This is a genomic window from Roseovarius gahaiensis, assembly GCF_011601345.1.
Taxonomy (GTDB): domain Bacteria; phylum Pseudomonadota; class Alphaproteobacteria; order Rhodobacterales; family Rhodobacteraceae; genus Roseovarius; species Roseovarius gahaiensis.
Genome location: NZ_JAAORB010000021.1, coordinates 1 through 13599, shown reverse-complemented (window position 1 = coordinate 13599; position 13599 = coordinate 1). Strand labels below are relative to the sequence as shown.

General features: G+C 60.8%; 9 protein-coding genes and 1 pseudogene. 6 read left to right on the top strand and 4 right to left on the bottom strand.

The window, feature by feature from the left end; translation table 11 throughout:
• Positions 1–88 precede the first annotated feature (88 nt).
• The 4 genes from HAT86_RS10730 to bchF are packed head-to-tail and all read right to left on the bottom strand — an operon-like array spanning position 89 to position 6978.
• Positions 89–3679, bottom strand: a complete 3591-nt coding sequence (locus HAT86_RS10730) for a magnesium chelatase subunit H (protein WP_167197128.1) — start codon at positions 3677–3679, stop codon at positions 89–91.
• A complete protein-coding gene (gene bchB / locus HAT86_RS10725) occupies positions 3669–5210 on the bottom strand; it encodes a ferredoxin:protochlorophyllide reductase (ATP-dependent) subunit B (protein ID WP_167197125.1) in 1542 nt (513 codons plus the stop codon). The genes HAT86_RS10730 and bchB overlap by 11 nt, the downstream gene beginning before the upstream one ends.
• The gene (locus HAT86_RS10720; RefSeq protein ID WP_167197122.1) at positions 5207–6493 is read right to left on the bottom strand and encodes a ferredoxin:protochlorophyllide reductase (ATP-dependent) subunit N; all 1287 of its coding nucleotides are present in this window, start codon (positions 6491–6493) and stop codon (positions 5207–5209) included. Before HAT86_RS10720 ends, bchB begins: the two co-directional genes overlap by 4 nt.
• On the bottom strand, positions 6490–6978 hold the full coding sequence (gene bchF / locus HAT86_RS10715) for a 2-vinyl bacteriochlorophyllide hydratase (protein WP_167197119.1): 489 nt from the start codon (positions 6976–6978) through the stop codon (positions 6490–6492). Before bchF ends, HAT86_RS10720 begins: the two co-directional genes overlap by 4 nt.
• A gap of 340 nt (positions 6979–7318) precedes the next feature.
• On the opposite strand from bchF, the gene HAT86_RS10710 reads away from it, so the two are divergent.
• The 6 genes and pseudogenes from HAT86_RS10710 (at position 7319) to idi (ending at position 13592) form a co-directional block, all read left to right on the top strand.
• Positions 7319–8116, top strand: a complete 798-nt coding sequence (locus tag HAT86_RS10710; RefSeq protein ID WP_167197116.1) for a cobalamin B12-binding domain-containing protein — start codon at positions 7319–7321, stop codon at positions 8114–8116.
• A gap of 38 nt (positions 8117–8154) precedes the next feature.
• The gene (gene ppsR / locus HAT86_RS10705; protein ID WP_231125884.1) at positions 8155–9585 is read left to right on the top strand and encodes a transcriptional regulator PpsR; all 1431 of its coding nucleotides are present in this window, start codon (positions 8155–8157) and stop codon (positions 9583–9585) included.
• A 73-nt stretch (positions 9586–9658) separates the two neighbouring features.
• Positions 9659–10570 carry a chlorophyll synthase ChlG gene (chlG, locus tag HAT86_RS10700; RefSeq protein ID WP_167197113.1) on the top strand — a complete coding sequence of 304 codons (912 nt, stop codon included), beginning with the start codon at positions 9659–9661 and terminating at the stop codon, positions 10568–10570.
• Positions 10567–11856 (top strand): BCD family MFS transporter, encoded by a 1290-nt coding sequence (locus HAT86_RS10695; RefSeq protein ID WP_167197111.1) that lies wholly within the window; start codon positions 10567–10569, stop codon positions 11854–11856. The genes chlG and HAT86_RS10695 overlap by 4 nt, the downstream gene beginning before the upstream one ends.
• A 3-nt stretch (positions 11857–11859) precedes the next feature.
• Positions 11860–13044: a geranylgeranyl diphosphate reductase gene (locus HAT86_RS10690; RefSeq protein ID WP_167197108.1), complete on the top strand. Its 1185-nt coding sequence runs from the start codon at positions 11860–11862 to the stop codon at positions 13042–13044.
• Positions 13041–13592 (top strand): annotated as a pseudogene (idi, locus tag HAT86_RS10685) (isopentenyl-diphosphate Delta-isomerase). Before HAT86_RS10690 ends, idi begins: the two are co-directional and overlap by 4 nt.
• Positions 13593–13599: the final 7 nt, after the last annotated feature.

The following is a 13599-nucleotide window of genomic DNA, read 5'->3' as shown; positions in this document are numbered from 1 at the left end:
ACTCATGATATCGTCCTCATTTTATAGGTATTGGGCCCGTCGCTCGGGCGCGGCTTTGTGCTGCGTGGGTTTGTGCTGCGCTGCGGTGTCATTCGGCGGCCACCCCTTCCAGTCGGTCTTCAAGTGCGTCCGCCGCATAGCGCAGCGCGGCCAGCGTGTCGTCATCCGGGCTCCAATAGGCGCGGTCATGCGCCTCCAGCAGGCGATTGGCCATGCGCGACGAGGCGACCGGGTTGAGATCGCTAAGCCGTTTGCGCATCACGTCATCCAGAACAAAGGTTTCCGACAGCCGCTGATAGACCCAAGGATCGACCTGACCCGTGGTGGCCGACCAGCCCAGCGTATTGGTCAGGTGGCTTTCGATTTGTCGCACGCCCTCGGCCCCGTGCTTGAGAAGGGCTTCGTGGAATTTCGGATTGAGCGAGCGTGCGCGGGTTTCCAGCGCGACCTGATCGGAAAGCGTGCGCACCTTACCGGCCCCGCGCGTGGTGTCCGAGATATAGACCGCCGCTTCCTCGCCATCGCGGGCGCGCTTCACTGCGCGCGAAATTCCGCCCAGCGTGTCAAAATAATGGTCCACCGTGGTCACGCCCAATTCGACCGATTCAAGGTTTTGATATGCGATATCCACATCCCGCAGGGCCTGCCGCAACAGGGCGGTGTGCTGTGTCGGCTTGCCGTTCACACCGTATGCAAAGCTTTTGCGCGCCTCATAGGCATCGGCCAGTTCATCCTCGTCGCCAAAGGCCGAACTGTCGACCAGTTGGTTGACGTTGGACCCATAGGCCCCCTCGGCATTGGAAAAGACCCGCAAGGCGGCGGTTTCCATGTCACAGCCGATTTTTTCCGCATAGGCCAGCGCATGGGCGCGGATGAAGTTCTGGTCCAGCGGCTCATCCGCCGTGGCCGCCTTCAGGGCGGCCTCGGCCAGAAGCTTGGTTTGCAAAGGCAGCAGGTCGCGGAAAATGCCCGATAGCGTCATGATCACGTCGATGCGTGGGCGGCCCAATTGTTCCAGCGGCACAAGGTCGGCCCCGCAAAGCCGCCCGAAGCTGTCAAAGCGCGGTTCGGCCCCGATCAATGACAGGGCCTGCGCCAGTGGCGTGCCATCGGATTTGATATTGTCGGACCCCCAAAGAACCAGTGCCACACTGCGCGGCAGGCGCTTGTGAGTGTCCAACAAAAGCTGCGCCTGCTTGGCCCCTTCGCGGCACGCAAAGGCAGTGGGCATGCGGAACGGGTCAAAGGCATGGATGTTGCGCCCGGTCGGCAGAACCTCGGGCGAGCGGATCAAATCCCCGCCCGGCACCGGCGGGGTATAGCGCCCCTCGAGGGCATGTAGCAGGCCGGGAATTTCGCTGTCGGTCTGCAAATGCGCGTCCACGCGGCTGCGCGTTTCGAGGTCTGCCTGCGCCATCAGGTCCAGATATTCAGTGCGCGACTCGGCATCCATCGTCCGGCCAAGCACATGCAGCCCTTCGGGGATCAGCGCTTCTTCGGTTTCCAAAAGGCGCAACCACAAGGCCTCGGGCGGGTGTCCGGCCATGTCGGCGGCCTCGGCTTGTTCGGCGATCAGGACTTCGATGTCACCGCGTTCGGGGGTCCCCGGCGCCATTTCGCGCCAGCGCGTCAGGCTGTCTTTCAACTCTGCCAGCGCCTTGTAAAGACCGGACGTGGCCAGAGGCGGGGTCAAGTGGCTGACTGTTACAGCGCCCGAGCGGCGCTTGGCCAGCGTCGCCTCGGACGGGTTGTTGGAGGCGTAAAGATAGACATTCGGCATGTCACCGATCAGCCGGTCGGGCCAGCACGCGGCCCCCGGCCCGGTTTGCTTGCCCGGCATGAATTCCAGCGCGCCATGCATCCCGAAATGCAGCAGCACATCGGCTTTGAACGAGTGCCGCAGCCACAGGTAGAACTGTGCGAATGCATGGGTTGGGGCAAAGCCACGCTCGAACAAAAGGCGCATCGGGTCGCCTTCATAGCCAAAGGCCGGCTGCAATCCGACAAAGACATTGCCGAACTGTGCCCCAAGTACGAAAACGCCGCGACCGTCCGATTGCACACGCCCCGGCGCCGCGCCCCATTGTGCCTCGATCTCGTCCAGCCACGCGGTATTGCGCACCATCTCTTCGGCACCGACATGGGCCGCGACATTGGCCTCCTGGCCATATTGCTGTGCCGTGCCTTCAAGCACGATGGCGCGCAGGGCTTCGACGCTTTGGGGCGGGGTCAGATCATAGCCGCGCGCCGCCATGGCGTGCAGCGTGTTGTAAAGCGAGGTGAAAACATCCAGGTAAGCCGCCGTGCCCGCCGCGCCGGCGTTGGGCGGGAAGTCAAAGAGCACGATACCCACCCGGCGCTCGGCCATTTTGGCACGGTGCAGTGTGGCTTGTCGCGCGACACGGCTGGCCAGAACCTCGACCCGCTCGGGGCAGGGGGCCATCGCCTTGACGATCGAGGTGGCAGGGCAGGTGCGGGCGCATCCGTTGCACCCTTCTGCGCCATGACGCCCGGCAAAGACGGTCGGCATTGTGGCCCCGTCGAGTTCGGGCAGGGCGATCAGCATCGTCGTTTCGATGGGGCCAAGGCCTTGGGCAGAATTGGCCCATTGATCCAGCGTCTGAAACTCCAGTGGATGCGCGGCCACATAGGGGACATCGAGGTCTTGAAGCACCTTGATGGCCGCGTCGTTGTCATTATACGCAGGGCCGCCGACAAGGCTGAACCCGGTCAGCGACAACAGTGCGTCGATCTTGACACCGTTTGTATCGCGGAAGAACCGCTCGATCGCGGGGCGACCATCCAGCCCCCCGGCAAAGGCGGGCAGAACCTTTAGCCCCTGAGCCTCCAGCGCGCGGATTACCGCATCGTAATGTGCCGTATCGCCCGCCAGCACATAGCTGCGCATCATCAAAAGCCCGACGGTGCCATTTGGAGCCGCGCAGTGTGGAAGATCGGCGGGATCGGTGGTGATCCGGGCCTCGAGATCAGGATGGTAAAGCCCGGTTTCTGGGTATTCCAGCGGCGCGGGCGCACGCAGGCCGCGCCAATCCTCGCGGTGACAATAGCGCGAGATCAGGAACCGCACCATCGCCTCGATATTGTCGTCCGACGCCCCCAGCCAATACTGCATGACCAGGCACCATGCGCGCAGGTCCTGCGCCTTGCCCGGGATCAGCTTGAGGATACGCGGCAGCCGACGCAACATGCGCATTTTTCGCGCGCCGTCATCCGATTTGGCCGGCCCCGCGCCGCCGGATTTGCCACCCCCGCGCAGCTTTTTCAATAGCTTGCGGGTGCCGCTCTCCGGTGCGGCCATGTCCAGCGTGCCCATGCGGGTGCATTTCACGATCTGACCATCGGCGATGATCCCGGCCATGGCGTCGCAATGATCGCGACGCGCCTCGAGGTCGGGCAGGATGGCGTTGATATGCTCTTCGAGGAACAGCAAGTTCGCGACCACGATATCGGCGCTGGCAATCGCCGCCCGCGCCCGGGCCAGTGCAGCGTCGCACTCGCCCCACTCGGCGGCGGCGTGCACGCTGATTTCCAGCCCAGGAAAATCCTCGGCCATCCGCTCGGCGACACGCGCAAAAGGCCCCGCCGCGTGACTGTCCAATGTCAGGATCACCACGCGATAGGGCAGGGTGCCCGGGTTTATGACCACGTTATCGCGCATAATGGGCCTTGGCTTCGTAAAGGGTGTCGATACTGATTTCCTCAAGGCCGCGCTCGCTGGCGAAGGTCTCGGTATTGCGCTTGGCTTTGCCGCGCACGAAGAAGGGGATCTTTTTCAATTCTCGCTCTGCCGCATCAAGCCAGATGACCTCGCCGGTTTTCAGATCGTCCGAAATATCCTCTGGGCCGTTTGCAGGTGCCGTGGCGGTTTCGCGCGCCACATGTGCGCCGCCATGGTGGCTGGCCCCGGCGTCATCGTGAAACTCGAAATCCTCGCGGAACATGGTCAACAGATGCTCTTCCAGCCCCATGACCAGCGGATGCACCCAGGTGTCGAAAATGACATTCGCGCCTTCGATCCCCATCTGCGGGCTGTAGCGCGCTGGGAAATCCTGTACATGCACGGGCGAGGAAATGACCGCGCACGGGATGCCCAACCGCTTGCCGGTATGGCGCTCCATCTGGGTGCCAAGGATCAGCTCGGGCGCGGCCTCGGCAATTGCAGCTTCCACATCCAGATGATCATCGGAAATCAGCGCCTCGACACCGTATTCTTTGGCCAAGGCCCGGATCGGGCGGGCCATTTCGCGGTTGTAACAGCCAAGGCCCACCACCTCGAAGCCCATTTCGTCGCGCGCAATGCGCGCGGCCGCGGCCACATGTGTGCCATCCCCGAAAATAAAGACGCGTTTGCCGGTCAAATAAGTGGAATCGACGCTTGCGGAATACCAAGGCAGACGCAGGCGGGCTTTTTCCAGCGTGGCCTCAAGCCCGGTGATCCTGGCTACTTCGGCCACAAAATCGCGGGTGGCGCCGACACCGATGGGCACGGTTTTGGTAAAGGGCTGGCCAAGTTCCCGCTCCATCCAGCGGCAGGCGGCCTCGCCGGTTTCGGGATACATCAGCACATTGAAATGCGCCGCCCCCAGCCGTGTCAGATCTTCGGGCGTAGCGCCGTAGGGCGCGCAGACATTCACCTTGATGCCCATATGGGTCAAAAGCGCGGTCACCTCGGTGATGTCATCGCGATGACGAAAGCCAAGGGCCGTTGGGCCGATCAGGTTGGCGGTGATCTGCGCGGTCTTTTCAACTGGTTTTGCAAGGCGACGGACAAGTTGAAACAGGGTCTCATCCGCGCCGAAGTTTTCCTTGCGCTGATAGCTGGGCAAATCCAGCGCGATGATCGGGATGGGCATGCCCATGGTCTCGGCCATACCGCCGGGGTCGTCCTGGATCAGTTCCGCCGTGCAGGACGCGCCAACAATCATCGCCTGCGGCTTGAACCGCTCATAGGCGGCTTGGCAGGCAGTCTTGAACAGGTTCGCGGTGTCGCTGCCCAGATCGCGCGCCTGAAATGTCGTATAGGTCACCGGCGGGCGATGGTTGCGTCGCTCGATCATGGTGAACAGAAGATCGGCATAGGTATCGCCCTGCGGCGCGTGCAAAACATAGTGCAGCCCCTTCATCGCGGTGGCGACGCGCAGCGCCCCGACATGCGGCGGGCCTTCATATGTCCAGACGCTCAGCTTCATTCCGCCGCCTCCAGCTTGAGAAGGTCATGGCGGCGCAGGGGGCGCGCAAAGAGGCTGGCCAGATCGCCGGCCTGTTCGTAGAAATGCACCGGGGTAAAGACCAGCTCGATGGCCCATTTGGTGCAAAGCCCCTCGGCCTCAAGCGGGTTGGCAAGGCCAAGGCCGCAGACCGTCAGGTCGGGCTGGGCCGCGCGGCAGCGATCAAGCTGCAGCTCAACATCTTGCCCTTCGGAAATCACCGGACCTTCGGCCAACAGGTCAAGATCAGGGGCAACAAGCGCCTTGTGGATATAAGGCGCGCCCACCTCCAGCGCCTCCATCCCGCATTCACGGGTCAGAAACCGGGCCAGCGGAATTTCCATTTGGCTGTCGGGGAAGAAGAATAACGATTTGCCCGAAAGCGTTTCCGCGGCCTTGGCCACTGCTTTGCGGGCGCGTGCACGGGGCGCGTCTGTCACGGCATCAACACGCGCCTGATCAATACCGAAATCCTGCGCAACGGCGCGAAGCCACGCTGTGGTGCCTTCCTCGCCGAATGGGAATGGTGCAGGGATATGACGCGCCCCGCGTCTTTCCAAGGCGGCATGGGTGCCCCCCAGGAAAGCCTGGGTCAGGGCAAAACTAGTGTTTGGCCCGACGGAAACCTCGGTGTCGGCGTTGCGGGCGGGTAACACACTGACATTGGTGAGTCCCATTTGCGCCAAAAGGTCCAGCGCCTGATCCTCGGCCACGTCCGGCAGGGCACCCACCATCATCAGCTGCCGCTCATCGCTGGCGGGCAGGGCCGGGACCATCGCCGCAAGGCAGGCATCCTCGCCCTCGGTAAATGTGGTCTCGATGCCCGAGCCCGAGTAATTCAGAACCCGCACGCGCGGGGCGTATTTGGCGCTTAGGCGTTCGGCGGCGCGGGACAGATCAAGCTTGATGACTTCCGAAGGGCAACTGCCGACCAAGAATAGCTGACGGATGTCGCTGCGCCGTGCCAACAGGCGGTCAACCTCGCGCTCAAGCTCTTCTTGGGCATCGGCCAGCCCGGCCAGATCGCTTTCTTCCAGAATCGCGGTGCCGAAACGGGGCTCGGCAAAGATCATGACCCCGGCGGCGCTTTGCAAAAGATGCGCGCAGGTGCGGCTGCCGACGACCAGGAAAAACGCATCCTGCATTTTCCGGTGCAGCCAGATGATTCCCGTCAGACCACAGAAAACCTCGTGCTGACCACGTTCCTTGAGCAACGGCGCGTTGCGGCATCCCATGGTGGGGGGCGGGGGCGTGTGGGCGGTCATGCCGGGGCCTCCGCCTGAAGACGCGCGGCCCTGAGCTTGAGAAGAAATTGCCCAGCGTTGACGACATAAGCCGCATAGGCGCAAAGCGCCAACCACATGAGCGGCGCCGGTTCCAAAGCGGCACCGAAAAGCGCCCAGACATAGGCCGTGTGCAGCGCGATCACCACAAAGCTAAAGACGTCTTCCCAAAAGAATGCAGGAGCGAAAAGGTACTGACCAAAAACGATTTTTTCCCAAATCGCGCCGGTCACCATGATCAGATACAAAAAGCCCGTCTTGATCAGGATCGACCAGGTCGCGGCCTCGTATCCAGCGCCGTTCCAGAGGCAGCGCAGCACAAGGATCAATGAGATCACGAAAGCGACGAACTGAAGGGGGGCCAAAACGCCTTGCACCATTGTCCAGCGACTTGAGTCTCGCCGGGCGCGCTGCGCTGGGGTGTATAGCGCGGCCGAATGGGTCGTATTTTGCGCGCTTGGCGTCATTTGGTCCCTCGAAAAGCCGATATCTTGTCATTCGATGCTATGGCTTTCAGGGTGAAAGTGTCAATTGAAATTTACACATTAGAAAATCATGATCTGTCTATATTGGTTGTCATATTGCCGGTGTGTTTCGCGGGTTGGGGGGAGGATCGGGGCGGCGTTTCTGGCGTTTGCGCCGGTTTGCAAGAAATTGTCGGTGATCCCAGTGATTTGGTTCCACTCAGGCGTTTGGCATGTCAATAAAAATTGACATTTGATCCAGCCCTAAGCAGACTTAAACCTAAGAGTGCAATTATTCGGTGTCGTGTATAACGGCATCAAAGTGCGGCCATGGGAGGAGCGCATGGGAGAAGAGAACGGGAATAGCGGCTCGGGGATCAGCCAGAAACGTGAGCCAGCGATCAGATTTCTGGTCGAATCCGCCTTGCGATCGGTTCTATCCAAATCTCAATCTGACAAGCCTCGATCGCGGGAGGAATGGGTTGCCTACCTTGCCGAGGCGATGATCTCAGAATCTGAGACAAGCCACCATGCGGCGATATCTTCGCTTGTCGCGTCGGGGGTGTCTTCCGAAGAGGTGTTTCAGAAGTATATTCCCGCCGTGTCAAGATTTCTTGGCGAGATGTGGGTCGGCGACAAGGCCAGCTTTGTCGATGTTACCGTGGGCGCGGCGCGCTTGCAGGCCCTGTTCCGCAATAAAGCACAGCCAGGCGAGGCGGGCTGGCTCACCCGCAGTATACCGCTTGGCCAATCTGTTCTGATGATCGTGCCCAATTTTGAAAACCATTCGCTTGGGGCCTTCGTGGCCGCCGATCAGTTCCGCCGTCACGGTTTGTGGGTTCATATGGCCATTGGCCTTGAAGATGAGGAAATTGCCGCTTTAATAGAAACAAGTGGGTTTTCTTTGCTAGGCATTACTGCGGCAACACCGAAATCGGTTGAAAAGTGCAGGAAGATAGTTGAATACCTGAAAACTAAAGTTGAGCATTGCCCGCCAATAGCGATCGGAGGCTTTGCGGTTGAAGACGCTGAGGCGGTTGAGCGAGTCACCGGAGCGGATTTCGCAGTAAAGTCGGTTCGCGAGGCTGTAGAGCGGGCAGAGCTGTCAACGGTTGCGGGTTCGGCGCTGCTTGACGCTTGAAAGCCCAAGCCTTTGGCTTGGCTTACCGAGGTGTAAACTTGACGAGACAGAGTCGGACATCAGAGCGAATGCGCGCCGGGGGCTTGCCCGACGTGGGATCTGCTGGGAATATCCTAGAGCAGTCGTCGGATATTGCCGTCTACATGGATGCAGGTGACACCATTCAAGGTATTTCAGTCAATCCCGAAAGCCCTGCACTCGGCTGTCTCGATCATTGGGTCGGGCGGCCTTTCAAGAACTTCCTGACGTCGGACAGTGCGATCAAGTTCACCGACCGTCTGGCCGAGTTGTCGAAGTCCGCGGATGGGGCCGTGCGCGCCATCGAACTCAATCACATGGACAACGCTACATGGGAGTTCCCGGTTCGTTACACCCTTCACCGGATTGGCGATGCTGGTGAGGTTTTGCTTATCGGTCGCGATATGCAGCCCCTGGCCGAGGTTCAGCAGCGTCTTGTGCACGAACAGCTTGCCCGCGAGCGCGATCAGCAGCTTCTTAGAAGTGAGCAAACGCTGTTTCGCGTGGTGCTTGAGCAATCGGAAACACCTTTCATCATTGTCGAGCCCGAAAAGGCCCGTATTCGCAATATAAACTCGGCCGCTGCAAGCCTTCTTGGCAGTAATCCCGATACACTGACCGGCAATATCATGTCGCAAACCTTTGAGGGGCGGCGGCGCGGCGAATTCATGGAAGCCATGCAAAGCGCGGCCAATGCCGAGTCGGCCCGTACGGTTGAGGCCGTGTCGCGCCGCAATGGGCGGGTTTTCAACCTTCGGCCCATGTTTTTCCGCGCGGCGGGGGAATCTTTGCTGCTCTGCGTGATTGAGCCGACCGACGACAACGATGCTACAGGCCCAGAGTTCGCGCATTGGCTTGCGTCGCTTTACGCCGCCTCGGCCGACGCAATCGTTTTGATTGACGGCAAGGGTTTCGTGCGCGAAGCCAATGAGGCTTTCCTTGTCATGGTCGACGCGATGCAACTGCGTGACGTTCAAGACCAATCGTTGTCCGAGTTTTTGATGCGCGGGTCGGTTGACCTCAAGCTGTTGCTGGAAAGCGCGGCAAAAAAGGGTCCTATCCGCCATTATTCGGCACAGCTCAAAAGCGCCTTTGGCAATCGGACACCCGTAGATATTTCGATTTCCAGATTGCGCCAACGCGGTGGCGAGTTGGGATTCGGGCTGATCGTTCGCGATGTGTCCTCGAATCAACTGCCTGATGTTGAGGATGCAAACGCCATTGTCAGCGAAGAGGCGATGCGCAACGTCATGGATTTGGTCGGGACGGCTTCGCTCAAGGATCTGGTGTCGGCCACCTCGGATGTGGTTGAGAAAATGTGCATCGAAACCGCGGTGCAGATCACCAACAATAACCGCGTGGCTGCCGCGCAGATGCTGGGCCTGTCGCGTCAGAGTCTTTACGTCAAGCTACGCAAGCATGGGCTTGTGAATTCCGACAAGGACGACTGAGCGCCGCGCGCCGCCCGACCTGTGGCAAACAAACCTCTTTCAAAAACGCTGAGTGTATAGTTTAATTGACACCATGAGTGTCAGATTTGATATACATCCGTCGCCTCGCTATCCGCACCCGCGCGCCATGCTTACCCTGATCAAGCCGATCACATGGTTCCCGCCGATATGGGCGTATCTGTGTGGTGTCATTGCGTCAGGGGTGCCGTTGAGTTCGGCGCCTGTCGCAGTTTTGACCGGTATGATCCTCGCCGGCCCGGTTGTCTGCGGTATGAGCCAGGCTGCCAACGATTGGTGTGACCGGCATGTCGATGCCATAAATGAACCCAACCGCCCAATTCCGTCTGGCGCCATTCCGGGCCGTTGGGGCCTTTGGATCGCCCTGATGATGAGTGTTCTGGCCTTGGCTCTTGGGGCCACCCTTGGGCCATGGGGGGGCGGTGCGACCGTCTTTGGGGTTTTGGCAGCTTGGGCCTATTCCGCTGAACCCGTTCGACTCAAGAAGTCGGGTATCTGGGGGCCGGGGCTTGTGGGTCTTTGCTATGAAGGCCTGCCGTGGTTCACTGGTGCTGCCGTGTTGTCCGCCGGGGCGCCGTCGTTTCCGGCGGTCATCCTTGCGCTGCTCTATGCGCTTGGGGCGCATGGCATTATGACTCTCAATGATTTCAAGGCCTTGGAGGGGGACCGGCAAACCGGCGTCAACTCGCTTCCCGTGACCCTCGGCCCGGAACGCGCGGCGCGCATGGCCTGTTGGGTCATGGCGCTTCCGCAACTCTTGGTTATCGTTTTGCTGGTTGCATGGGATCGTCCTTATCACGCCTTGGCCATCGCGGCGCTTGTGGCCGCACAGCTTTGGGCGATGCGTATTTTGCTTAGTGATCCCAAAGGTCGCGCGCCGTGGTACAATGCCACTGGCGTCACCCTCTATGTCAGCGGCATGATGATCGCCGCCTTTGCCCTGCGCACGATGGAGGGGACGCCATGACCTTGAATTGGCTGTTGATTATCCGTCTGGGCCTTGTGCAAATGGCGCTTGGGGCGGTGGTGGTCCTGACGACCTCGACGCTCAACCGCCTGATGGTGGTGGAGCTTGCATTGCCCGCTGTCCTGCCCGGTGCGCTGGTGGCGCTACACTATGGCATCCAAATTACCCGCCCCAACTGGGGCTTTTTGTCAGACGCAGGCGGGCATCGGACCCGTTGGATTATCGGCGGCATGGCGGCGCTGGCCTTTGGGGCCTATGGCGCGGCGCAGGGGGTCGTGTTGTTTGAGACGTCCTATGCCGTGGGTTTGACCCTGTCGCTCCTTGCCTATGCCTTGATCGGTGTGGGTGTTGGGGCGTCGGGTACATCGCTTCTGGCGCTTTTGGCCACGGCCACCGCGCCGCACCGTCGCCCGGCGGCCGCCACGATCACTTGGCTTATGATGATTGCGGGCATCGCCGTGACCGCAGGCAGCGTGGGTGCATTCCTTGATCCTTACACGCCGCAGCTTCTGCTGAAGATCGTGGGGATCGTCTGTACCGGGGCGGTCGCGCTGACAACGCTGGCGGTTTGGGGCATTGAGCGCGGTGTCAAAGCCCCCGCTCGCCATAGCGACACCCCCCGCTTGATCGACGGTCTGCGCGAGGTCTGGGCCGAACCCGAGGCGCGCTTTTTCACCATCTTCGTTTTCCTGTCAATGACAGCCTATTTCATGCAGGAGTTGATACTCGAACCCTATGCCGGGCTGGTCTTTGGCTTCACGCCCGGGCAATCCACCTCGCTCAGCGGGGCGCAGAACGGCGGGGTTTTCCTTGGAATGCTCACCGTTGGCATCGCCGCGACCGGCCTTCGTATCGGCTCACTTCGGCACTGGGTTGTTGCGGGCTGCCTTGGGTCAGCGGTCAGTTTGACTGTCATCACCGGTCTGGGGCAGGTGGGCTTTGCCAAGGCGTTGATCGGCGCGGTCGTAACGCTTGGATTTTTCAATGGCATGTTTGCCGTGGCCGCCATCGGGTCGATGATGGCGCTGGCGGGTAAAGGGCGCGGCGCGCGTGAAGGCACGCGCATGGGCCTGTGGGGCGCGGCGCAAGCCATTGCAGCCGGGTTTGGCGGGCTGGTCGGCGCCGCCGCCGTGGATGTGATGCGCGTGGCATCGGGGCAGGACGCCGCAGCCTTTGGCGCAGTTTTCTTGGCTGAAGCGGCGCTTTTCGTGCTGGCGGCCCTCATGGCCATGCGGGTGATCGAACACCGCCAGGGCCGCAATGCAATTATCGTTCTGGGGGAATAGATCATGGCTGAATATGATGTCGTTGTCGTAGGGGGTGGGCCTTCCGGGGCCACCGCGGCCGAGGATCTGGCCCGCTCGGGCCGAAAGGTGGCGCTGCTGGACAAGGCCGGGCGGATCAAGCCCTGTGGTGGGGCCATCCCGCCGCGCCTGATCGCTGATTTTGATATCCCCGAGGATTTTTTGGTTGCCAAGATCACCACCGCGCGGATGATCTCGCCCACTGGACGCCGTGTGGATATCCCGATTGAAAACGGCTTTGTCGGGATGGTTGATCGTGAGGATTTCGATGAATTCCTGCGCGAGCGTGCAGCCGGCGCCGGGGCTGTGCGGCTGACGGGCACCTATCTGCGGATCGACCGCGATGGGACTGGCTCGGCCGTGGTGTATCGCGACAAGGTTAGCGGCGAAGAAACCCGCCTCACCACCAAGCTGGTGATCGGCGCGGATGGCGCCCGTTCAAACGTGGCGCGTGACGAGGTGCCGGGCGGCGACTGCATCCCTTATGTGATTGCCTACCACGAGATTATCGAGGCCCCTGCCGCGGTGGGGGATTATCACCCGGACCGCTGCGATGTGATCTATGATGGCCGTATTTCGCCAGATTTTTATGGCTGGGTTTTCCCGCACGGGCAAAAGGCCAGCGTGGGCATGGGCTCGCTTGTGCGCGAGGTGGATCTGAAAAAGGCGACGGCCGATCTGCGCATCGCCAGTGGCCTTGCCGATTGCCCGACCATCCGGCGTGAAGGCGCGCCCATTCCGCTCAAACCGCTTGAGCGTTGGGACAATGGCCACGATGTCGTGCTGGCCGGGGATGCCGCCGGTGTCGTCGCGCCCAGTTCGGGCGAGGGGATTTATTACGCCATGGCCGGGGGGCGCGTGGCCGCCACCGCCGCGGCGGCCTGTCTGACGTCGGGGCGGGTCAAAGACCTGCGCCTTGCCCGGCAGCTTTTCATGCGCGAGCACAAGACTGTGTTCCGAGTGCTGGCCTCGATGCAGAACGCCTATTACAAATCCGACGAGAGGCGCGAACGTTTCGTGTCGCTGTGCCATGACGTTGATGTGCAGCGTCTGACGTTTGAGGCGTATATGAACAAGCGGCTGGTGAAGGCGCGACCCATGGCGCATCTCAAGATCGGGCTCAAGAACCTCGCCCATCTGACCCGCTTGGTCCCAAAGGCCTATACATGACTGTGATGATCCCCACATGGGTGGGCGGCGACCTTGTCGCGGTCGAAAAACTGCAAGCGCATCGTGAAGGGCTGCGGCACAAGGCGGTCTCGGTCTTCGTGATGCATGGGCGCGAGGTGCTGCTTCAGCGCCGCGCTATGGGCAAATACCATACCCCCGGTCTATAGGCGAACAGTTGCTGTACGCATCCTCATTGGGACGAAGACCCGGTGTCGTGCGCCGCCAGACGGTTGGATGAGGAGCTGGGCCTGCAGGGGTTGCCTCTACAGTATCGCGAACAGGTCGAGTATCGCGCCGATGTTGGCGACGGCCTTATAGAACACGAGGTGGTGGACATTTTCGTAACCCGTGTGCGGTCGCGTATTCCCGTCACCCCTAATCGCGATGAGGTGATGGATGTGCAATGGATCGATATGGCGGATTTGGAAAAGCGCATCCGTCAACGTCCAAACATCTATACCCCGTGGCTGCGCATCTATCTAGAGCGTGTCGCCCCTGATCAGATTCAGGATTCCCATGATGCTTGCTTTGTGATTCCATGCTTTTGAGGCATAT